Genomic DNA, 23,110 nt, shown 5'->3' with positions numbered 1-23,110 from the left:
TTTTTCCGTAGAGACGCGATATTTTGCGTCTCCCGCGTTACCTTGATTTAAACCAATTTGTCAGCTTTTTAATGGCAGAGACTGGTTTGTTTATGATTTCCGGTTCTTCGATTGGTTCTTCCTCCATATCGTCTTGTTCATAATCCCAGGCATCAGTTAGGCTGTTTCTCCAGGCGCGCCATCCATATTCTAAATGATAAATTTCATTAAGAGTTGGGTCCAATTTCGTCATTTCCTCAAGCGAAACCAATTTTGCGTCTGCAAGGTTGGGGCTGTCGCTTGTATGAAATTGCCAGGCACCATCGGTATTATGGTAAGCGTAAAGTATCGGGTCACCTTCAAGTGCCTGCTTTGTAGTGTATACGCATACATTTCGCTCTTCTTTAAACTTAAAATCAGTATTCCGATCAAGCAATGGCTGCCTGAATTTCCAATCGGAGTCAAAGCTATTCTCCCATGGAAAAAATCCCTGCAAGTCAGGGTAAACCATTTGTAGCGCAGGGAAATTGAAATCGTTACCATAATACCAATTAGCATAACCCAGGTAATCCGGATAAAACTCTTTATCAACAGGGAGGAATTGGATGTTATGGCCTTCCAAAAAGTCGCTGTATGATTTTCCGGGAACTAATTTTTCGCCTTGTTTGATCAGGTCACAGGCGTGGTTGATCATACCTGACATCAACTCGGATTTGAGGTCGAAGCAGATGATTTCGGGATGATTAAAGTTTTGATGCAACCCTATCGAATAAACGAATGCCGGTAAGTAATCGCCCCTTTCAATCAATACAAGATGGCACCCGTATTTTTCAATATTTGCCTCTACATTTTTCCGGGCTTCATCTGTATGATGATCATGCTTGCATTCCATATTATTTGGCGTTAATCGCGATTCCAAGATAACGGAATAATTTTCATCTTGCGCCTCAAATAAATAAGTCTATATTTATTCAAATTATAAGCGCCAAATGGAAGCATCGTCAATTGTCTTTTATGTAATCATTTTCTTCATCTTTATCGTGGTGGTATCCTCCTTCGTTACCGTAAAGCAGGGAACCATCGCAGTGATAACCATTTTCGGCAAATACCGCCGCATATTAACGCCGGGCTTAAATTTTAAGATCCCTTTCATCGAAAATATATACTCTAAAATATCCATCCAGAACCGTTCGGTGGAGTTGGAGTTCCAGGCGGTTACCTTCGACCAGGCGAACGTTTATTTCAAAGCCATGCTGCTTTACTCGGTGCTCGATCAATCAGAAGAAGCTATCAAAAACGTAGCCTTTAAATTTGTAGACGAGCGTAACCTGATGCAGGCATTGATCCGTACAGTAGAGGGCTCTATCCGCGCCTTTGTGGCCACCAAACGCCAAAGCGAAGTGCTTATACTGCGCCGCGATATTGTTGAACACGTAAAAGAACAACTGGATACCGTACTGGAAGGCTGGGGCTACCACCTGCAGGATCTGCAGCTGAATGATATCACCTTTGACGAGGTGATCATGAAATCCATGAGCCAGGTGGTTGCATCAAACAACCTGAAAGCGGCTGCGGAAAACGAGGGCCAGGCATTACTCATCACCAAAACAAAAGCTGCTGAAGCAGACGGTAACGCTATAAAAATTTCTGCCGAGGCCGAGCGCCAGGCGGCACAGTTGCGGGGGCAGGGTATCGCGTTGTTCCGCGAGGAAGTGGCCAAGGGTATGACCATGGCAGCCAAGGAAATGCAGGGCGCTAATATGGATACCTCGGTTATCCTCTTCACCATGTGGACGGAATCTATCAAACACTTCGCCGAAAACTCCAAAGGCAATGTTATTTTCTTAGACGGTTCTACCGCAGGAATGGAACACACCATGAAAGAAATGATGGCATTAAACCTTTTACAGCCAGACAAAGTCAAAAAGTAAAATTTACTTAACGGCTTCTGAATGAGATTTAAACTATTATGTGCAGGCACGGTATCTGTGTTGTTGCTGCTTGCTTCCGCTACGCTTTTTGCTCAACCCTTCAGGCAATTAACGGCGGGTGATTTTCAGGGCTATCCTCGCGCCAACAACCGTGGTGTGGTAGCTTACACCAATTGTACCATCGATTTTCGTTTCCAGGCTTCGCGCGGCGATGATGAATATCGCCTCCATTTTACTGTCCGGCTGAATATGAACAGCGACCGGTCGTGGATAGACCGCTCCCGCATTATTTCGCAGCAATCGCTTGCAGAAATATTAAAGCACGAACAGGGGCATTACAACATAGCTTACCTGGAGCAGCAGGAAGTGCTGCGCGAAGTGAACCGTACGCGCTTTTCGGCTAATTACCAAAACGAGGCTATGGCTATTTTTAACCGCATAGATGCCAAATACAAACAGCTGAATATTGATTATGACGACGATACCGAACATAGCACCAATAAGCAACAGCAGCACAGCTGGGACGTTCATTTTGCTAAACGGATAGCAAACATGCCGCCGCTGAGTGCCAGCGCCTACTAAATGAGATTTGTTGCTTTGGAATATTGCCGTATTTTTGGTGCTATATGCCAATTGGTAAAAATCTTTATTTCGCTTCCGACTTTCATTTAGGTGCGGGCGGGCACGCTTCTTCCCGCGAGCGGGAGGATCGCATAATCCGCTGGTTGGATATGATAAAAGATGATGTTGCCGAATTATTCCTGATGGGTGATGTTTTCGATTTTTGGTTCGAGTACAAAACGGTGGTGCCAAAAGGGTATGTGCGTTTTTTGGGCAAACTGGCACAACTAACCGATGCGGGCGTAAAACTTTACCTGTTTAAAGGCAACCACGATATGTGGATGTTCGACTACTTTGTAACCGAACTTAATGCTACTATTATTCCCAACGAACTGGTGATAGAGCGTGCAGGTAAAAAGCTTTACCTGCACCATGGAGATGGTTTAGGCCCCGGCGATAATAAATACAAATTCCTGAAGAAGATTTTTCGCAGCAGGCTATGTCAGTGGCTTTTTGCCCGGCTGCATCCAAATTTGGGGATAGGTATTGCCAATGCCTGGTCGCATAACAGTAAGCAGGTTAACGCGAAGATAGGCGACGAAAAACTGCACCCCAAAGAGTGGATAGAGATCTACTCTAACGAAGTTTTACAAACCCAATACTACGATTACATGGTATATGGGCACCGGCATAAGCCAATGGATATACCGCTTACCGGTACAAGCAGGTACATCAACATTGGCGACTGGATAAACTATTTTACCTATGCCGTTTTCGACGGGTATACACTGGAGTTGAAATATTTTAAGGAGAACCTCACCTAAACGGCGAGGCCTTTATGTAGTAATCCTCCTCTTTGGATAAGTTAAAAAGTGAATCTTCTTTTGGTGCGTAATGGTCCGGTAGAGATAGTTTGTTAAATTTCTGTATGGTTTCATAACAAAAGAATTAGCATTTATGGTGACACTATATATGTAAAATAATGTTAACCCAATATATTTTTAATGCGTTGATTGTCAGAGTGTTGAAAATTCAATATTGAAATTGTGTTAAGTTATGTTAACCCTCGACCCATACAAAAAATATTTAATGAGTAGTAAGAAGATGCCCAAATTGAAGCGATTAATAGAAGGATAGATAAAATCGAATACGCTGTCTTTTTTCTGGATTATACCTCTTTGAAGAGGGTTAGGGTCGGGCATATCTATTTACAATCCGCTGAATAAATTATATCCCTTTATTTCCGTATTTTTGCATGTTTTTTGCACTGCACTGCGTAAACCAAACCCGATTGGAATGGAAAGCCTTTTTGGCGGCGCGCAGCAAAGGGTAAAAGGCTTGTAATAAAAAGCGGGGCTGGCATAACCAACTAGCACTGCACTTGATTTTCGAAATAAGATGTTAGAGAAATTAGAATTGATATTCCAACGCTGGAAAGCTGTAGAAGCTGAACTAAGCAGCCCTGACGCTATGAGCGACATGAAGCGTTTTGCCCAATTGAATAAGGAATATAAAGACCTTGCTAAAATTGTGGATCAGTATAATGTTTACAAAAACATTATGAGCAACATTGACACCAATAAAGAAATTTTGTCTACCGAGAAGGACGATGAGTTCCGCGAGATGGCTAAAATGGAATTGGACGAGCTGTTGACCAAACAGGACGAGATGGAAGAGAGCATCCGTTTGATGCTGATACCGAAAGATCCGGAAGATTCTAAAAATGCCGTTATCGAGATCCGTGGCGGTACGGGCGGCGATGAGGCTGCATTGTTTGCAGGCGATATGTACCGCATGTATATGCGCTATTGTGAACGCCGCGGCTGGAAAACCGAACTGATAGATTATACCGAAGGTACTGCCGGTGGTTATAAAGAAATAGTTTTCAACGTAAATGCCGAGGACGCTTACGGTAACTTTAAATACGAAAGCGGCGTGCACCGTGTACAGCGTGTGCCTGATACCGAAACCCAGGGCCGCGTGCATACTTCAGCGGCATCTGTAGTGGTATTGCCGGAGGTAGATGAGTTTGATATTGATTTGCAGGTGAGCGATATCCGTAAGGATCTTTTCTGCGCGTCTGGTCCGGGTGGCCAGTCGGTAAATACTACCTACTCTGCGGTGCGTTTAACGCACATCCCTACAGGTATTGTGGCGCAGTGCCAGGATCAGAAATCGCAACTAAAAAACTACGATAAAGCGCTGGGCGTACTCCGCTCACGTGTATACGAAATGGAGCTGCAAAAGCACCTGGAAGAAACTTCTAAGAAGCGTAAAACCATGGTGGCTACCGGCGACCGTTCGGCCAAAGTACGTACCTATAACTACCCGCAAGGGCGTTTAACCGAGCACCGCATTGGCTTAACCATATACAACCTTACCGGTGTAATGAACGGCGACCTGCAGGAAATTATGGAAGCTTTGCAGTTTGCTGAGAACGCCGAAAGGTTGAAAGAAGGTACCGCAGCTTAATGCACCCGGAAGATTAAGCCACCACCCAGGTAATCACAATCGCTGTTGTGGATGTAAGCCTTCACTTGCAGGGCCATCCACGGCAGCATGTAATATTTTACGCCGGGGGTCCAGTAGGTGTTAATTTTGGTGGTGCTTTTGTAGTGCAGGTAATACCCATAGTTTGCCATGATAGCCAGCCGGCCCAGCCAAAGGTCGGCACCTACGCTGAGCCCATAACGCCACCTGTCGAACGATGTGCCGTGATATTGGTAAGTAGGCTCTAAATTTGTTTTGGGGTCGTTATCGGGATGATAGAGCGTAAAATAATACACGGCATCGCCGCCTGCCTTTAAACTCAATACAGGGCTTAGCCGGTAATTATAAGCTGCCGAAAACCCCGTTTTGTACAACCCCCCCTCAGCTTTTTGTATGCCCCTGCGGCCTACATCAAAACCAATCTCAAAAGAATGTTTATAAAAAGTGCTGAAGGCCTTACTGCTTGTTTGCGGCCCGGGTGTGTTTAAGGTTTTAATAAAACCTAATGATGTTTCCACCGTGTTAACCCCGTTATTGGGTACCCGCACGGCACCGTTGGAGTAATGAAAAATATCTATCCCGCCTTTTAGCGTTATGGTGTTGCTTAATGGGGTGGTTATAAACAAGCCTGCTTGGGTACATAAATTAATATGGCTGCCTATAAGCGGGTTTCCATTGGTAAAATAGGTGCCGGTGGCATATGCAAAGCCCAGCGCGGGCGCAAAAACCAGCCGTGTGCCACCTGCTTTAACTATCGGGAACTCTAACCTACCCATTAGCGAGTAAACTTGCCCTATAGGATGGGTTACTACATCATTGCTATCAATTACACTTACATCGTTAAAACTGCGGTAGCCGGCAACTACGTCAATAGCCTGCACGTTTAATAAGCGGATGTATGGGGCTTTATTATTCCCCATATCAAAATGGTAGGCTGCTTCTGCGCCGCCTATGTGCCCGGGGGTTTTATAAAATTCCGCGGTGAAGGTGCTTAAACCATACAAGCCGTTAAGCTCAATTTTATTATTGCTTTGGGCCAGCAAACGTGCAAATGAAAATAATAAGAGAACTATCAGCGCGAGTTTTTTCATGTATTGATGGTGCGCAATAGCCGGCTGCGCTAATTGTTTATGTAATTAGGGTTGTATTACATATATTGAAATATTTATATATATGTAACCCGCAAAATAATAATTTAATATCACTTTATAGCCTTTTCATCTCAATTTCATAATGCCGGGTTATTTTAGCAGTGTTAAGTTATGTGCTTGCAATAATTTTTGCATCGGCTGTAACTTATTTTAACTGTACGTAATCTTGGATGCATATGCTGGCAGTAAAAAGTTTAACAGGTAATAATTCGGTTTTCGCACGCGAAGCGCGCTTAATGGGTAATAGGTTCGGGATAAGTTTAGTGGCCAATGATGCCGCCTGGGCAGACGAACGTATAAACGAAGCCGTTAATGAGATCAATCGTGTTGAAAAACTGTTGAGTACTTTTACTGATGACAGCAAGCTGAACGAGATAAACCGCAACGCCGGTATCAGGCCCGTACGTGTCGACGCCGAAATTTTTAAGCTTGTTGACAGAGCCTTGCAGATCTCTGATCTTACTCATGGTACTTTTGATATCACCTATCCTGCAAATCAAATTGTTAGTGCCGATACCAAAGCCGCTAAACGCAGGCTGAGCCTCACCAATTATAAAAATGTTGTACTGGATGCTGCAAAGCAAACAGTGTTTTTAAAGAACAAAGGTATGCGCATTGGCCTGGGCGCTATTAGCCGTGGCTACGCTGCCGACAGGGCAAAATATATTTTACAAATGCAGGGTGTAAGCAGCGGTGTTATTAACGCCGGCGGCGACCTGCTAAGCTGGGGCTTGCAACCTGATAATACCCCATGGACCATCGGCACTGCCGACCCATCACAAGCAACGCAGCCTTTTGCCGGGGTTAATATCAGCAATATGGCAATAGCTACTTCTTTCAATTCGGAAAAAATGCCTGCGATTGCCGATGCTAAACCAGCTGGCAGCATCGACCCCGGGAGCGGTTTCCCGGTTAGTAAAATTAAGAGCGTAAGCATTATAACCCCCGGCGCAGAATTGGCCGATGCTATGGCCACACCAATCATTGCAATGGGCATAAATGCCGGCTTGTATTTAATAAATAAGCTGAACCAGATGGCCTGCATTATTATTGACGACCACGCACGCATTTACACATCAAAAGATATCAAATTAACGGTATAGGCGCTTTGCTGCTTATGCTGCTATTTATATATTTACCAATATTACAACCAAGCCTTTATAAGTAAAATTTTTACCCTCATGCTTACCGGCGCTTACAATTGGCTCATTGCTTTTGGTGCACCGGTAATAAAGCTTTTGTTTGCCTCCTGAAATGATAAAGTGGTTTTTGTATATTGTACTCTTGATGATATCCGCACCACGCCTTTTATCTGCAACTACCAACACTGTTAATCATAAAACTTTTACCGGTTACACTATACGCACGGATGCTTCGCCTGCGTTACAAAAGGATACTACCACCAAGGCCAGGCAGCGCCAGCAGGAGGAGGACAAAAAGAAAATTAAAGAAATAGCTAAAGCAAAAAAACAGCCCAAGCCCGAAAAGGTGGAGGAAATTGACCCGGCAACGGGTAAGCCCAAAGCTAAACCTAAACGGCAGCGCCGGCCCGATGGTATGGAGCGGCCGCCCGAGATACCAAGAAGAAATAATAATTAGTATTAAGTTTACGGCATATTATTAATGAGATACTTCGGCATATTGGTTCTTTTAGTAAGTTGTAACGCGTTGAGCGCTGCAGTGGCAAAACCTTTGCTTATTGCAGCCCTGCAAACCCGTTTGGCTGCTGATACAGATACAATTACCAAAACACCTGCTGATACTACCGCCGCAGTTGTAAAAAAGAATTCCCTTTCGGCCGGTATAAACTATGGCAGCGACGCCCTGTTTTTTGGGCGTACCGGCCCAACCAAATACCCCTTTATGGCGGCCGACCTCGTGATAAACTATCAATCGGGCTTTTTTATATATGGTTCTGCATTAAAAGTGTTGGGCTACAAACCCGTGGTAGACGAAATTGACGTGGGTGGCGGGTATTTCTACCGGCTCTCCAAAAAGTTTACCGGTACCATCAGTTACACCCGGTTTATTTTTAATAAGGAATCAGAGATCATCAAATCGGCATCATCTAATGATATCAACTTTAAAAACTCGTATGATTGGGGTCCGTTTAAAACCAGCGTCATAGGCGACTACCTTTTTGGTAAATCGTACGATGTATTTGCCACCATCAGCAACTCAAAGTACTGGGAAAGCAGCTGGAGTATTTTCGACGATCAGGATTACCTGTCTATAAACCCATCTTTTAATTTTATTTTGGGCACGCAAAATTTTGTGCAGCGTTACTCAATAGACCATAAATACCGGCTGGAAGCAAATAATATTTATATCAGGAACGAAAATGGAATAGGGGCAAGGGCGAACGCTAAGTTTACCATGCTTAACTACAGCTTTAAAGTGCCCGTATCCTACAATAGGCCGCATTATACTTTGGAGTTTTCGTACAGATACTCTATCCCGGTGAACGTGGAAGGCGCGCTGCTTAACCGGCGCGAATCTTTTTATAACTTAACATTTTACTACGTTTTTTATTGATGCCTGATGAATGTTTTAATTATAGAAGATGAAAAGGCGCTTGCCTACGAAGTGGAGTTGTTTTTGTCAAAAAACAACTATATCTGTGAGGTATGCTTCAACGGTACGTCTGCATCGGAAAAAATTGCGGTAAACCTTTATGATTTTATCCTGATAGACCTCGGCCTGCCCGATTACGAGGGGCTCGACCTGTTAAAGGAGGCAAAAAAAAGCCGCCCCGAAGCGGCCTGTATCATTCTTACCGCCCGCGCGGAGGTTAACGACCGTATAAAGGGGCTGGACCTTGGCGCCGATGATTACCTGGCAAAACCATTCTCATTGCTGGAGTTGCAAAGCCGCATGCAAGCCATTACCCGCCGCAAATTCGGGCTGGTAAACCAAACGGTGGATCTGGACGGGTTCCTGGTGAATCTTACCGACCGCACCATAACGCATTTGAGTAACACGGTGAGCACTATAACCAAAAAGGAGTTCGACCTGATAGCATACCTCATTTTGCATAAAAACCGCACCCTAACCCGGGCACAGTTGAGCGAGCATATTTGGGGGAGTGTGGTGAACGACGATTACGACTCGAACTTTATTGATGCCCATATTAAAAACATACGCAAAAAGTTAAGCGTTTTCGCCGCTACCGAGTGGTTGGAAACCGTGCGGGGACTGGGCTACCGGATAAAAACAAACGTTTAAGTATTGAAACTTAAAACCAAACTTACGCTGTTTAATGCCATATCAAAATTGGTTATTGTAACCCTTTTTGTGCTGTTGCTGCCCTCCATTATCGAAAACATAAACCGTAACTATACCGATAGCCGCCTGATAAAGCAAAAGGATAAGCTTTTGCAGATTGTTAAGGATAGGGGGATAAAAACCTATATTGAAGATGGCCAGAGCTATGGCAGTTACCTACCTTTAAAAGAGGAATACATTAGTTTGGACGAGGTTGAAGCCGATTATTACGCCGACACTATCCAGAACGAGCGCCGCAGTGTGGAGCGCGATACCATTGGCTACCGAATTCTTAGCCACACCTTTAGGGCCGATAATAAGAATTACCTGCTGGAGATAGGGAAAAGCACCGAAACCATTGACGACACTACCGGGCCTTTGCAGAATATCGCCTTCTTGATATTGTTGGGGATGATATTGCTTACCATCATTGCCGATCAGGTGTATTCTAACTATATTCTGGCTCCGCTAAGCCGTATCATCCGCACTAAGCTGGTAGGCACCAAATTCCCGAGTTTTACATCATACAGCGAGGTTAAAACCAGTACGTCGGATTTTCAGCACCTTGATCTCAGCATTCATAAAATGATAGAAACCATCGAACATGCTTTTCAAAAGGAGCGAGAGTTTATATCCAACGCCTCACATGAGTTGATGACGCCTATTTCTATCCTGCAATCAAAGATAGAGAACATGTTTGAGCAGGAGGATATTGCCGATGAAATGAAAGTGCGGATGCTGGAGATGCAGAAGATCCTCAACCGGCTAAAAAGCATCACCAAAACTTTGTTGCTGATATCTCAGATAGAGAACGAGCAGTTTTTAAAAGAAGACGAGATCTCGCTTACCGATATGCTGCAGGACCTGTACGAGGAGATCTCCATTCGCCTGCAGGACAAAAACATTGGGTATGCGTTGGCGCTGTCACAGGATGTGGTATTGATCAACGTAAACAAGTTTTTGCTGTTTAACCTGATGTTTAACCTGGTGAATAATGCCATCAAATACAATAAGCCCGATGGTAGCATCATCGTTACCGGTGAGCGGGTGAAAAATTATTATACCATCAACATAAACGATACCGGCATTGGCATTGATGCCGACGAGCTGCCCTACATTTTTAACCGGTTTAAAAAGATCAAGCAATCGCTTAAACAGGATAGCTTTGGCCTGGGGCTGCCTATCGTAAAATCGATTGCGGCTTTTCATAATATCGAACTGCAGGTGCGCTCAGAGAAGAATGTAGGGAGCACCTTTACCCTCATTATCCCCTCAAAGTTGGTAAAGCAATAGGTGTTGCGCCAATAGCTGTACTAAAATACAGTCAGTCGTAAAATACGGCAGTCACTACTTCTGCCATTCTTTCACGTTTGTTTTCCTAAACATTAAAAAAATGTTGTTACACTATTATTTATTACGACTGCTGCAGGATATTTATTATTAAATAACATCTGTATAATTTGGCATTTACTTTGCAATTACTCTGTTATAAAACACATCAATTAAATAACATGAAGACTTTAAAATTAAAGATAGCTACGTTCGGTATTGCCTTAGCTACATTAGGCGTTTTAAGTGCCGGTTGTAATTCACTTACAAAAACACAAAAAGGCGCGGCCATTGGCGCAGGTGCAGGTGGTACCATAGGAGCAATAATTGGTAAAGCAGCAGGTAATACGGCATTAGGTGCTATTATAGGCGGTGCCGTTGGTGGTACAGCAGGTGCTTTTATTGGCCGTAATATGGATAGGCAGGCAGCTGAAATTAAACAAACCGTACCGGGTGCTACCGTTATTCGCGAAGGCGAAGGTATTTTGGTGAAATTTGATTCAGGTATTTTATTTGATACTGATCAATCTTCACTTAAGGCTGCTGCACGTACCAACTTACAAAATCTTTCTGCGTCGTTGGTGAACAACCCGCAAACAAATATTTTAATAGTTGGCCATACCGACAACACCGGTTCTGATGCACACAATATGGATCTTTCTATCCGCAGGGCAGAAGCAGTGAAATCATTCATAGCAGCCGGTAATGTTGCCAACTCAAGGTTATCAACATCTGGTAAAGGCGAAACTGAGCCGATTTCAGATAATACTACCGTTGATGGCCGTTCACAAAACCGTCGTGTAGAAATTGTAATTGTTGCCAACGAGCAAATGAAAAATCAGGCTCGCAGCGCACAATAATTTATAAAATAATAGGGATCAGTTAATAGTTCCCACAAGCCCCTTGCCCAAAGCAAGGGGCTTTGTTTTTTGATAGGGTTGGTTTTTTGTACCTTTGCGGCATGGCATCCATCAAACCATCTGTACCCAAGGGCACCCGCGATTTTTCTCCGGCCGAAATGGCAAAGCGTAATTTTATTTTCGATACCATTAAAGGCGTGTTCCGCAAATATGGCTATCAGCAAATAGAAACGCCAACTATGGAGAACCTCTCCACCCTTACTGGTAAGTATGGTGATGAAGGGGATAAGTTGATATTTAAGGTGCTAAATAGTGGTGAGTCAATAGAGAAATCTGTAAGCGTTAAACGCTTCGCTTCTACATTAGAGAATGGAATTAAAACAGGTTTTTCTCAGCCAACCGCAGGAAACTCAGTTCCGTTTGCCAGCCAGATATCGAACGATTTGCTGAACGCGTACAATCATATTTTTTCAACTAAAAACTTAATTGAGGAAATCTCCGAAAAAGCCCTCCGCTACGATCTAACCGTGCCTTTTGCCCGTTACGTAGTACAGCACCAAAACGAAATTACCTTCCCTTTTAAGCGTTTCCAGGTGCAGCCGGTATGGCGTGCAGACAGGCCGCAGAAAGGCCGTTACCGCGAATTCTATCAGTGCGATGCGGACGTGGTTGGATCCGCTTCTTTGTTAAACGAGGCAGAGTTTGTGATGATCTATGACGAAGCTTTAAGCCTGTTAGGCTTGAAAGATTTCACTATAAAAATAAATAATAGAAAAATACTATCGGGAATAGCGCAAGTTATAGATAAATACGATAGTATAATTGACCTCACCGTAGCTATTGATAAGCTGGACAAAATAGGGCTTGACGGCGTTGTAAAGGAGCTTTTAGAGCGCGGCTTTACAGAGGCGGACATTGATAAACTGAAGCCCGTTATCCTGCTGGAAGGCAGCAACGAAGAGAAATTACAAAAACTTCGCGCAGCCTTAAAAACTTCGGAAATAGGTTTGCAAGGTTGCGAAGAATTGGAAACTGTATTTAACTATTTAAAATATACGCCCCTTAAAAAGGCGGTATTGGAATTAGATATCACCCTGGCCCGTGGACTAAACTACTACACCGGTGCTATCTTTGAGGTGAAGACTAACGAAGTTGCCATGGGCAGTATTGGTGGTGGCGGCCGGTACGACGACCTCACCGGTATGTTTGGTTTAAAAGGCCTAACGGGCGCGGGTATCTCTTTTGGTGCCGATCGTATTTACGACGTGCTGGAAGAGCTGAACCTGTTCCCGGCATCTGCTGAAACAAGTACGCAAGTGCTCATCATAGCGTTTGACGCACAGGCCGAAATCTATGCTTTGCCATTGCTGCAAAAACTTCGCGATAGCAACGTAAGTGCTGAGTTGTATCCCGCAGGTGCCAAGATCAAGAAGCAGATGGATTACGCCAATAGTAAACAGATCCCCTATACCGTATTGATAGGCAGCGACGAAATGCAAAGCGACCTACTTGCCTTTAAGAATATGGAAAGCGGTGTGCAGGAGAAATTATCTGCTGAAGATATTTTAGCGCGTTTGGCTGATTAATTAAGATAAACTTTAAATGTTGTCCCTTTACCCAATTCGCTGCTCACTTCTATTTTGCCGCCGAAAGATTCTACCTGGTTTTTGGTGATAAAGAGCCCCATGCCTCGGGCATCGCGGTTGCCATGAAAGGTCTTGTACATGCCAAATAAATCTTCGCCGTTTTTCTTCAGATCGATGCCGATGCCATTATCAGCAACAATAAAACCATGCCCGCCGGTTTGTTCATGGAAATACTCGATGGTTATTTTAGGTGGGTTGGTTAACGACCGGTACTTAATGCCATTGCTGAGTAAGTTAAGCATAATGCTTTCCAGATAAGCCGGGCTATAAACCAAGGTCCAGTCATGGGGGATGCGGTTGTCTATTTCTACCTTCCACATCGCAATATCATTGCTCAGTAATTCTATCGCTTTTTCCACGTAACTGTGCAAATTCACTTCTGCCGTATGGATATCGATATTGGTTTGGATAGACACCACTTCGTTTAAATTGGTGATGGTATCGTTCAGCTGTTCGGACACTTTTATTAAGTGGCCGGATAATTCTGTTTTCTCTTCGTCTTCAGTTTGCGGGTCGTTCAACACATCCATTATCATTTTAAAATTGCTGGCGTGCGTACGCAGGTTGTGCGATACAATGTAGGCGAAATTAAGCAGCCGGTTATTTTGCCCGCTTACCATATCAAGTGTTTCGCGTAGCTGTTCTTCTTTATTCTTTTGCTCGGTGATATCGGTATGGGTGCCTATCACGCGTAAGGGGTTATCATTCTCGTCATACTCCATTATCTTGCCCCGGTCCAATATCCATTTGTAGGTATTGTCCTTACATAAAACCCGATGCTGGTTGGTGTAAATCTCGGTTTCGCCGTTTAGATGTTTAGCAAGGTCCGCCGTGTATTTTTCCTTATCGTCGGGATGAACCCTGCTTGTCCAATCGCCCAGTACTGCACCAAAATTATCGTTTTCCATGCCGATCATCCGCATGCACTGTTCTGAGTGGAAAATGATTTTATTTTTTATATCCCAGTCCCAGAGCCCCCCGCCAGAGCCCTCCGACGCGAATGCCCAGCGGCGTTCGCTTTCGCGCAGCGCTTCCTCCGCTTTTTTACGCTCGGTGATATCCTTTATCTGCGATACAAAGTAAAGCGGCTCATCATCCTCACCCAGCACCAACGATACATTTAACACTACCCAGATAATTTTTCCGCTATTGGTAAAATAGCGTTTTTCCATTTGGTAGTTCTTAATCTCCTTATTGAGCGTTTTTTGCAGCAAACTAAGATCGGCCTCCAGGTCTTCGGGGTGGGTTATTTCCTGGAATGTTTTGGTGATCAGTTCTTCGGCCGTATAGCCCAGCATCGCGCAAAGGCTTTTGTTTACTTTCATAAACTTCCCTTCGGTAGATACCAGCACCATACCTATCGACGAGTGTTCAAAGGCGTTCCGGAACGTTTCTTCGCTTATCTCGCGGCTTAGTTCAGCTTTTTTCTTTTGGGTGATATCTAAATGGCAACCCACCATGCGTACAGGTTCGTCGCCGTCCCATTCTATTACCCTGCCCGTGGTGTTTATCCATACTATCGAGCCGTTCTTGTGCTTGTACCTTACATCTATATTATAAGGTTTTAGGCCATGGCTTAAATAATGCCCGGCTACACATTCGTCCATACGGGAGCGATCCTCTTCTACAATGAGCTTAGCCCAGGTATCGGTAGAATTGGCTAACTCGTGGTCCTGGTAGCCAAACATGGCTTTAAATGCCGGGCTTAGCACTACCGTGTTTTCCCTAACGTGGTAGTCCCAGTACCCGGCGAGGGTTTCTTCAAGGATAATTTTGTAAATATTCTCCATTAATGGCAGGGCTTATAGCGGCGGTATATTTCTATGTAAAATACAACAATAGCGCTAATTAATGAAAAGTACTTACAGGAATGGTAATTTAATAAAAATCCATTCCGGCAAGAGATTTAAATGCGAAGAGGTATGCCTATGGGGGCCAGAGGTAGGTTATACAAAATTTAGTCCGGAAAAGCTCTTGTTCAATATCTGACTGTTGTTCACATTAAGCCATTTATCAAGCAGGGTAGCATAAACGTCTCTAAAATCTACCTCGTATTTCATGTCGCCGTTGTCTAACTGGGAAAGGTTGGGTGCATTATTGTAAACACCTTGTTTTTTTAGCTTGCCGCCAAAAATCATTACGTTGTTGGCGGTGCCATGATCTGTGCCGTTGCTGGCATTTTGCTCTACGCGACGGCCAAATTCCGAGAAGGCCATCACCAGTGTGTCGTCCAGTTTATTGGCCTGCTTCAGGTCTTTTATAAAGGCCGCGACAGCATCACCATAAATTTTTAGCTGCCGTCCTTGCTGGTTTTGCTGGCCGGTATGGGTATCAAATCCGCTGAGCGATACATAATACACCCTTGTTTTTAAACCGGAGTTAATGAATTTGGCAACGCTTTTTAGCTGGTTGGCGAATGCTGTTTGCGGGTATAAGGCTGTGGTGCTATAAGTTTTTGATGTTTGCTGGATATAATCTGCTGAGGAGTAGGTTTCTATCATGGTTTTATACAGATAGCCTAAATTATCCTCGCTAAGGTGGGTGCTATCATGCTGATGTACCAACTGTTTAAAGAAAGGGTCGCGCGTGGCCTGGTATAATTTAGCCGGGTTTTCTACAGCAATGCCTTTCATTTTAACGCCCTTCATGGCTAATGACAGGGTATCGTCCACTTCAATAGCGGCATATGGGTCTGTACAGGTGTTACAGTTCGAATCGAGGTAACGCCCTATCCAGCCGGTGGTTAAGAACTGGTTGGCGTCGCTGCCGGTTTGCCATATATCCATCGAGCGGAAGTGCGATCTATCCGGGTTAGGGTACCCTACCGAATTGATAATACTCATCCAGCCCTGGTCGTAAATTTCCTTTAGTGCTGATAGGTTGGGATTAAGCCCCTGCACATCGGTGAGCTTAATAATATCCGGTTGTTGTATGGCAATGGTTTTGCGTTTTTGATAGTATATATCATTTCCATAAGGCACAATGGTGTTCAGTCCATCGTTTCCGCCAGATAGCTGTATAATAACCAGGTTTTTATAGCCCGACATATCGCCCATGGCCATTGCTTCCAATGGCTTTAAAAACGACGGAATCAGAAGTGCCCCAGATGCTAATGCCGAATTTCTTAAAAAATCTCTCCTTTTCATAATGTTTTAATTTTGAATGAGCGAATAGAGATTATCGCATTTAACAATCACTCAATCACTCCTTCGCTCATTTTTCAGCACAATTGATACTCTGGTGTTGATACCAGTTCTATCACCAACGTTTTTGTATCAGTAGTTTTATTTATGATCTCGGTAATGTTGCTGCTAATACTGGTAGCCAGTATGGTTTGTGCAATAGTAGTTTTGCCTGTGCCCCCGGGGATGCTGTTTAAAAACTTATCCCAATCGGCCTGGGCCTGCACTTTGGTGGTTACCGCTTCTTTTTGTTTGCGGGTGGTAGCTATAAATGCCTCGTCCTCAGGGTCAACCTTGCCGCTAAAATCAATTACACCGCCGTTTAACACGGTTGATGGTATCTTGATGCGATACATTAGCGATGAACTGTCTATCCAATTTCTGCCGCCAGGCCAGCCGGCCACGTTTGGCGGATAAAACAGTACCTGCCCCAAAGCGCGCTCAAATTGTAAAACTACATCGGGGTTTTGATAGGTGATATAAAACTGGCGATTAAGCCCCACAATAAATTCAACAGGGGCTTTTATCAGGTTGCCCGTATTTTTTTCAGCATAAAACCAGTCGGCAGTAAAAACAAATTCCAACAATGGTTTTAGCTCGTAATTGTTGCTGTAAAACACCTCTGCCATTGCGTTTATATGCAAGGCATCCGGGGTTTCGTTCACAAAGTATTTGTATAATTTAGTGCAGATGAAACGTGCCGTTTCTTTTTTGGCAAGCAAAATGTTGATGATATCCTCGCCACCGAAGTTGCCGGTATTGCCTAAAAAGGTTTTCTGACCGGTATCATGCAAGGCTGGCCGTGCAACAAAGCTTCCTTGCTTATTAAAACCCCAACCGGTAAAGGCCCTTGCCGATTCTTTTACATCCTGTTCGGTGTAATTGCCACGGCCAATGGTAAAAAGCTCCATCAGTTCGCGCGCGAAATTTTCGTTTGGGTGATTTTTTTGATTTTGCTGGTTATTTAAAAACTGGAGCATAGCGGGAGCTTTCGATACCTCCAGCAGCAGCGTTTTAAAATTGCCCACCGCGTTGTTCCGTTGTATGTTGTTTAGTTGCTGTGCATACCAGGCATTTTGAGTGCGGCAAGCGAAATGATTATGCCAAAACAGCGTCATTTTCTCCCGGAGCTGGGCATCGCTGGTGCTCATTTTATTTATCCAGTCGATATTAAGGGCTTTCTCCTGCTGGCGCTGCTCCTGCAGGAACATCTTTTTAGTGCCTTCGTTTGCCTGCAAAAAATCCTTGTAACTGATGTTCCCTGCTATGATATCGGCAGGGATGATGGTCTCTGATGCTTTAAACAATCCGGCTACGGCCTGCTTAACAGACAAGTTCTCTGCTTGCTTCAACTCCTCAAAACGGATGCCGAAGCCAGCCCGCGCATATAAATGCCGGATGTACTTTATACTGCTGATCATATACTTATGACAGATAGAGACAGAGAGGGTTTAATTTTTTTTTATTTTTAATTAAAAAACCTTCGGATACTATATAATATCAAAACCACGTGTTATATTCGTGTGGCCTAACCTAATTAGCTATATGACCAAAACCTTTACCCTCATTCTGGCTTTTGCAATTAACTTCACTGTTAAAGCGCAGCAAGCCCCAACAACCCAAGCTTTCGGCAAAATTGATAAAGCCGACCTCGAGCTGAAATCCTGTGATTTTGAGAAGGATGCAAACGCCATGATATTATTTGATAAAGGCGATGTCTTTTTCGATCAGCAATACAATATTGTGTATAACAGGCACAAGCGGATAAAGATCTTCAACACTAACGCGAAAGATGAAGCCAATATCCGCATAGAGTATTACAGTGCAAACCGTGAGGAATATATCAGCGGGTTGCAGGCGCAAACCATTAACCTCAACAATGGTAATGTTGAGATAATTAAAGTTGATAAGAAGCAGATATTTACCGAGGCGATAGATAAATACCGCTCGGCAATGGTGTTTTCTTTCCCTAATGTACAAGCGGGCTCGGTATTAGAATTTAAATATAACCTTACCGCTGCCAGTGTGGGCGATTTCCCCGATTGGTATTTTCAAAGTCACCTGCCAAACCGTTATAGCGAACTACAAACCACTGTGCCGGATATTTTGTATTACAAGAACCTGGAGAGCCGGTACCAGCCGTACGCGATCAATAAAGGAGATGTAGGCGGCACCCAGATAAGGGCCATTGCCAACGTGCCGTCAATTCCCGATGAGCCTTTTATGACTTCCCGTGAGGATAACTGCGAACGCCTGCTTTTCCAATTGTTAAGCATCAGGAATGTGGGAGCCGCTTCACAAAACTTTTCTGACACCTGGACCAAGGTGGGCACAAACTTGATGGAAAACGATTATTTGGGCGGCCAGCTCGGTAAAAAACTAACCGGTGAGGAAGCTATCATCGCGAAAGCAAAAACGCTGAAAACAGATGATGACAAAATAGCCTACATATTTGCAGAGGTTAAAAACACCATGAAATGGGATGAGCATTATTACAAGTTCTCGGATGATGGAATCAATAAGGCCTGGGACAAAAAAACCGGCGGTTCCGGCGAGATCAACATGATGGTTTGCCATTTGCTGAAAAAATCGGGCGTGAAGGTGTACCCCATGATAGTAAGTACCCGTGGTAATGGCAAGGTGAACCCGGGCTACCCTAACTCCTATAAATTCAATAGCCTGGTGGCGTATATCCCTGTAGACAGCGTAAAATCGTACGTGCTCGATGCCACTAACAAGTACAACCTGTATAACCAGATTCCATCGAACCTGCTTAATACTTTCGGCCTGGCAATGAATAAAGATGCCAACAGTTACGAGATGACATTTCTGCAAAACGAAAACCCGGTAAGGCATTTTGTTTTAGTTAATGCAGAGATAAAAGCAGATAGCAAAGTAGCGGGCACAGCCAGCCTTGTATACTATGGCTATAAAAAAGTGAACGCCGTTGACAAGTACAAAACAGTGGGGGAGAAGAAATACATAGACTATTTGAGGGATGACAACAACAGCCTGAAAATATCAAATATTAAAATGGAAGACATGGATATTGATACGTTGCCGTTGAAACAATCTTTGGATTTTGCCCTGGATCTTACCGGATCTGACGATAACTACATTTACTTTAACCCCAATGTATTGGGCGCCGCCAAAACCAGTCCTTTTTTAAGTGTGAACCGTCTTACCGATATTGATTTTGGTTCTCGCAACAGTTTTACACTGGTTGGTAACTATAAAATACCGGCCGGATATAAAGTAGAATCGCTGCCGAAAAGTGCCAGCATGGCCTTGCCCGATGCCGGCATTACTTTTAGGCGGCTAATTGCAGAGCAGAACGGCGCGATAGCGGTGCGTTACATTGTTGAAAGTAAAAAATCGATATTTTTTAAAGAAGACTACCCGGATTTTCATGAGTTTTATAAACGCATGTACGAAATGCTGAACGAGCAGATCGTTCTAAAAAAATCATAGTATGAAGGCGCTGAAATATTTATTCGCCCTATTGCTGTTGGTTTACGGCTTAATTAACAACTCTTTTGCCCAGGATAAGAAGTTACCTGTAGAATTATACCTCGCGGCCAGCATCCCCGATTCGTTAAAAGAGGATGCCAACTCCGTGGTGCGCTATTATATGGAAGAAATGGATGTAAAGGCACCGGGCAAAGCTACCATGAAGGTACACTCTATTGTTACCGTGTTGAACGATAAAGGGAACGACGAGGCTGAGCGGGTGTTATCGTACAACAAAAAATTCAGTAGCGTAGGCGATTTTGAAATGAAAGTGTACAATGCCGCCGGGTTGATGATCAAAAAGTACAAAAAAAGCGACATGTATGATCGTTCTGCCACATCCGGCGAAACCATCGTGAGCGACGACAGACTGCTGATGATATCGCACACCATAGCCAGCTACCCAACCACCATTGAGTTTATATACGACCAGGATTTTAAAAGCTTAATGGACCTTGGCCGCTGGACCATCCAAAGCGACGAGCAATCTATTCAGAATACTTATTACAAGGTTGTTATTGATAACAACGCCGGTTTTAGGTACATGAATAAAAATACTACCATAAAGCCAGATAAAACAACAGCAGGCACCACTGATACCTACTTGTGGAAGGTCGCCAACATGAAAGCTCTAAAGCTGGAGGACGGCGCGGAAAGCTGGCAGGTATTACCGCATGTTTATTTTGCCACCAGCGCCTTTGAATATTATGGAATGGCCGGTAACATAAGCAGCTGGCAAAACTTTGGCAAATGGATACAAACGCTAAACGCCGATGTAAGCACCCTTAGCCCGCAACGTATTGCAGAGATACAAAAGATGACCGCCGATTTAAAAACCGATAAAGAAAAGGCTAAGTTTTTGTACCAATACATGCAGCAAAATATGCGTTACGTGAGCATCCAGCTGGGGATTGGCGGTCTTAGGCCCTTCCCGGCCTCTTTTGTGGACGAAAAAAAATACGGCGATTGCAAAGCCTTGTCCAATTACATGTACACTTTGCTTAAAGCGGTAAACATCCCATCGTACTACGCCATTATCCGCGCGGGTGAAAACGAGCAACCGGCGGATGTATCCTTCCCCATAAACCAGTTTAACCACGAGATACTTTGCATCCCCTTTAAGGGCGATACCACCTGGCTGGAGTGTACCAGCAGCACGCAGCCTTTTGGCAAGCTTGGTCCCTTTACCGAAAACCGCAACGCCCTGCTGATAACCGAGGACGGCGGCAAACTGGTAAACACCCCAAAAAGCACCGGTGAGGATAATCAGTTTAAAAGCGAAGTACACATAATATTGAATGCCGAAGGTGGCGCAAAAGCCAAGCTAAAAATGTTTAATACCGGCGAATACCGCAGCCAGTATATAGGCATAGCGGCAATGAAGGTTGATGAGCAAAAGGAGTACCTGATACGGTTGCTGAATATGAAACAACCAAGCACTATTGAACTTAACCCGGCTACGGATAAAGATGGCATCAAGGAGGTGGATATAGACCTGGAGTACGAGAAATTCTCGGATATCTCCGCAGGGAATAAAAACTTTTATCGCCCACGTGTTTTCGACCTGTGGAGGCTTACACTGCCAGTATTGGAGAAACGGAAAGCGGATTATTATTTCGACCACCCGCTGCAAAAAGTATGCGTTACCACTATTGATCTGCCCGAAGGCTTTGAAGTAGAAACGCTGCCAACCAACCAGGTGCTAAAGTTTAGCTACGGCAACTACGAGGTAAACTACGTTTACGATAACAAAAAGAACCAGGTAGTAAGCACGGCTAAATTTAACTTGACCAGCCAGGTGGTGCCCGCGGCAAAATACACCGAGATGCAGGTTTATATGGATGCCGTTGCCAAGGCGCAAAATAAAAAGTTGGTGGTACGCAAGAAGGCATAAATTTGCCGGGATGATATTTAGGCTTGACGAGCGCATACTATTCCCCAACCCGGAACTTGCCGGGGAGGACGGCTTGCTTGCCATAGGCGGCGATCTGTCTGTTCCGCGCTTGCTGCAGGCCTACGCCAATGGCATTTTTCCCTGGTATAGTGAGGATGAACCCATTCTGTGGTTTTCGCCACATGAGCGGTTCGTGCTTTTTCCGGAACGGCTTAATGTTTCCAAATCTATGCGGAAAGTGCTGCGGTCGGGCACTTTTACCGTAACAACCAATCAATGTTTTAACGATGTAGTGGCCGCTTGCTCTTCTGTTACCCGCGAGGGACAAGACGGCACCTGGATAACCGCCGATATGAAAGCCGCTTATGCCGAACTGCATCGGCAGGGATATGCTCATTCGGTAGAGGTTTGGCAGGACGGTGGCTTGGTTGGTGGCTTATACGGGGTAAAAGTTGGCGAGGTTTTTTGCGGCGAGAGCATGTTTAGCCTGGCGAGTAATGCTTCAAAAACCGCCCTTATATGGCTGTGCAATACCGGCGCATACAATTTGATAGACTGCCAGGTATATACCGAACACCTGGAAAGCCTCGGCGCGATGATGATAAGCCGGGAAGATTATATTGGCATTCTGCATAAATCCATCGCTTAAAGCTTAGTTTTGTACCAGCAAATGGATTTAGTAAACAACAAGGAACGCATAATTTTAGGCATTGACCCCGGCACGGCGGTAATGGGCTACGGGCTGGTGCTGGAGAAAGGCACAAAAATAGAACTTATTAGCCTTGGCGTGGTGAAGATGGAAAAGATTGACGATCACATGCTGAAGCTGCAGCGCATCTTCGAGAAAACGGTTGCCCTGATTGATAACTACAAACCCGATTGTCTTGCTATAGAAGCACCTTTCTATGGCAAGAATATCCAGGTGATGTTGAAACTTGGTCGCGCGCAGGGTATGGCCATCGCTGCCGCGCTGTCGCGAAATATTGTAATAACAGAATACGCTCCCCGTAAAATAAAACAATCTATCACTGGCAACGGCAACGCCACCAAGGAACAAGTTGCCGCTATGTTGCAAACCCTGCTTAAATTCAGCGAAACGCCCGATTTTTTAGATGCTACTGACGGTTTGGCTGTTGCGGTTTGTCACTCGTTCCAAAGGGTACCCACGTCGTCTTCCGGTAAAACCAAAAAATCCTATTCTGGCTGGGAGACTTTTGTAAAGGATAATACTTCAAGGGTAAAAGGCGCTTCCAAGTAAATTTCGATATTATTTATAATTGTTCTAAATAATTTGGAACTATGGCAGGCTTCGT

General features: G+C 44.3%; 20 protein-coding genes. 15 read left to right on the top strand and 5 right to left on the bottom strand.

Going from position 1 to position 23,110, the window contains the following annotated elements:
• Window positions 1-37: 37 nt before the first annotated feature.
• Window positions 38-871 (bottom strand): DUF4262 domain-containing protein, encoded by an 834-nt coding sequence (locus ABIX36_RS02935; protein WP_348080666.1) that lies wholly within the window; start codon window positions 869-871, stop codon window positions 38-40.
• 97 nt (window positions 872-968) lie between these two features.
• On the opposite strand from ABIX36_RS02935, the gene ABIX36_RS02930 reads away from it, so the two are divergent.
• From ABIX36_RS02930 to prfA, 4 genes are all read left to right on the top strand, one after another.
• The gene (locus ABIX36_RS02930) at window positions 969-1,910 is read left to right on the top strand and encodes an SPFH domain-containing protein (RefSeq protein WP_128533017.1); all 942 of its coding nucleotides are present in this window, start codon (window positions 969-971) and stop codon (window positions 1,908-1,910) included.
• 21 nt (window positions 1,911-1,931) lie between these two features.
• Window positions 1,932-2,492, top strand: a complete 561-nt coding sequence (locus ABIX36_RS02925; protein ID WP_348080665.1) for a DUF922 domain-containing protein — start codon at window positions 1,932-1,934, stop codon at window positions 2,490-2,492.
• 44 nt (window positions 2,493-2,536) lie between these two features.
• On the top strand, window positions 2,537-3,295 hold the full coding sequence (locus ABIX36_RS02920; RefSeq protein WP_348080664.1) for a UDP-2,3-diacylglucosamine diphosphatase: 759 nt from the start codon (window positions 2,537-2,539) through the stop codon (window positions 3,293-3,295).
• Between the two features lie 574 nt (window positions 3,296-3,869).
• A complete protein-coding gene (prfA, locus tag ABIX36_RS02915; protein WP_128533014.1) occupies window positions 3,870-4,943 on the top strand; it encodes a peptide chain release factor 1 in 1,074 nt (357 codons plus the stop codon).
• Here prfA and ABIX36_RS02910 read toward each other — a convergent pair.
• Complete coding sequence (locus tag ABIX36_RS02910) at window positions 4,940-6,052, bottom strand: acyloxyacyl hydrolase (RefSeq protein WP_348080663.1); 1,113 nt, start codon at window positions 6,050-6,052, stop codon at window positions 4,940-4,942. The two genes, prfA and ABIX36_RS02910, sit on opposite strands and share 4 nt — an antisense overlap.
• Window positions 6,053-6,288: 236 nt before the next feature.
• Between ABIX36_RS02910 and ABIX36_RS02905 the strand changes: the two genes are divergently transcribed.
• The 7 genes from ABIX36_RS02905 to hisS all read left to right on the top strand — a co-directional run bounded on the left by ABIX36_RS02905 (window position 6,289) and on the right by hisS (window position 13,151).
• Complete coding sequence (locus tag ABIX36_RS02905) at window positions 6,289-7,215, top strand: FAD:protein FMN transferase (RefSeq protein WP_348080662.1); 927 nt, start codon at window positions 6,289-6,291, stop codon at window positions 7,213-7,215.
• Between the two features lie 151 nt (window positions 7,216-7,366).
• Entirely contained in the window at window positions 7,367-7,711 is a 345-nt protein-coding gene (locus ABIX36_RS02900) for a hypothetical protein (RefSeq protein WP_348080661.1), read from the top strand.
• A gap of 24 nt (window positions 7,712-7,735) precedes the next feature.
• Window positions 7,736-8,647 (top strand): hypothetical protein, encoded by a 912-nt coding sequence (locus ABIX36_RS02895; protein ID WP_348080660.1) that lies wholly within the window; start codon window positions 7,736-7,738, stop codon window positions 8,645-8,647.
• A gap of 6 nt (window positions 8,648-8,653) precedes the next feature.
• Window positions 8,654-9,337: a response regulator transcription factor gene (locus tag ABIX36_RS02890; RefSeq protein ID WP_128533009.1), complete on the top strand. Its 684-nt coding sequence runs from the start codon at window positions 8,654-8,656 to the stop codon at window positions 9,335-9,337.
• A gap of 3 nt (window positions 9,338-9,340) precedes the next feature.
• Window positions 9,341-10,669 (top strand): HAMP domain-containing sensor histidine kinase, encoded by a 1,329-nt coding sequence (locus tag ABIX36_RS02885; RefSeq protein ID WP_348080659.1) that lies wholly within the window; start codon window positions 9,341-9,343, stop codon window positions 10,667-10,669.
• A 218-nt stretch (window positions 10,670-10,887) separates the two neighbouring features.
• Window positions 10,888-11,565, top strand: a complete 678-nt coding sequence (locus ABIX36_RS02880; protein ID WP_348080658.1) for an OmpA family protein — start codon at window positions 10,888-10,890, stop codon at window positions 11,563-11,565.
• Between the two features lie 101 nt (window positions 11,566-11,666).
• Window positions 11,667-13,151, top strand: coding sequence for a histidine--tRNA ligase (gene hisS, locus ABIX36_RS02875; RefSeq protein ID WP_348080657.1), 1,485 nt, complete (start codon window positions 11,667-11,669; stop codon window positions 13,149-13,151).
• Here hisS and ABIX36_RS02870 read toward each other — a convergent pair.
• The 3 genes from ABIX36_RS02870 to ABIX36_RS02860 form a co-directional block, all read right to left on the bottom strand.
• The gene (locus ABIX36_RS02870; protein ID WP_348080656.1) at window positions 13,148-15,001 is read right to left on the bottom strand and encodes a PAS domain S-box protein; all 1,854 of its coding nucleotides are present in this window, start codon (window positions 14,999-15,001) and stop codon (window positions 13,148-13,150) included. The two genes, hisS and ABIX36_RS02870, sit on opposite strands and share 4 nt — an antisense overlap.
• Before the next feature lie 156 nt (window positions 15,002-15,157).
• A complete protein-coding gene (locus ABIX36_RS02865) occupies window positions 15,158-16,357 on the bottom strand; it encodes a DUF1501 domain-containing protein (protein WP_348080655.1) in 1,200 nt (399 codons plus the stop codon).
• A gap of 74 nt (window positions 16,358-16,431) precedes the next feature.
• Window positions 16,432-17,814 (bottom strand): DUF1800 domain-containing protein, encoded by a 1,383-nt coding sequence (locus tag ABIX36_RS02860; protein ID WP_348080654.1) that lies wholly within the window; start codon window positions 17,812-17,814, stop codon window positions 16,432-16,434.
• Between the two features lie 124 nt (window positions 17,815-17,938).
• Between ABIX36_RS02860 and ABIX36_RS02855 the strand changes: the two genes are divergently transcribed.
• From ABIX36_RS02855 to ruvC, 4 genes are read left to right on the top strand one after another with little or no spacing between them, the layout of a single operon-like run.
• Window positions 17,939-19,864, top strand: a complete 1,926-nt coding sequence (locus ABIX36_RS02855) for a DUF3857 domain-containing protein (protein WP_348080653.1) — start codon at window positions 17,939-17,941, stop codon at window positions 19,862-19,864.
• Between the two features lies 1 nt (window position 19,865).
• Entirely contained in the window at window positions 19,866-21,797 is a 1,932-nt protein-coding gene (locus tag ABIX36_RS02850) for a DUF3857 domain-containing transglutaminase family protein (RefSeq protein ID WP_348080652.1), read from the top strand.
• Window positions 21,798-21,807: 10 nt separating this feature from the next.
• Entirely contained in the window at window positions 21,808-22,446 is a 639-nt protein-coding gene (gene aat, locus ABIX36_RS02845) for a leucyl/phenylalanyl-tRNA--protein transferase (RefSeq protein WP_348080651.1), read from the top strand.
• A 21-nt stretch (window positions 22,447-22,467) separates the two neighbouring features.
• The gene (gene ruvC / locus ABIX36_RS02840; RefSeq protein ID WP_348080650.1) at window positions 22,468-23,055 is read left to right on the top strand and encodes a crossover junction endodeoxyribonuclease RuvC; all 588 of its coding nucleotides are present in this window, start codon (window positions 22,468-22,470) and stop codon (window positions 23,053-23,055) included.
• The last annotated feature ends 55 nt before the right edge of the window (window positions 23,056-23,110 follow it).

The organism is Mucilaginibacter sp., assembly GCF_039925265.1.
In the GTDB taxonomy this organism is placed as follows: Bacteria; Bacteroidota; Bacteroidia; order Sphingobacteriales; family Sphingobacteriaceae; genus Mucilaginibacter.
The sequence above is the reverse complement of the archived record's forward strand: the minus strand, read 5'-3'. Positions and strand labels throughout refer to the sequence as shown.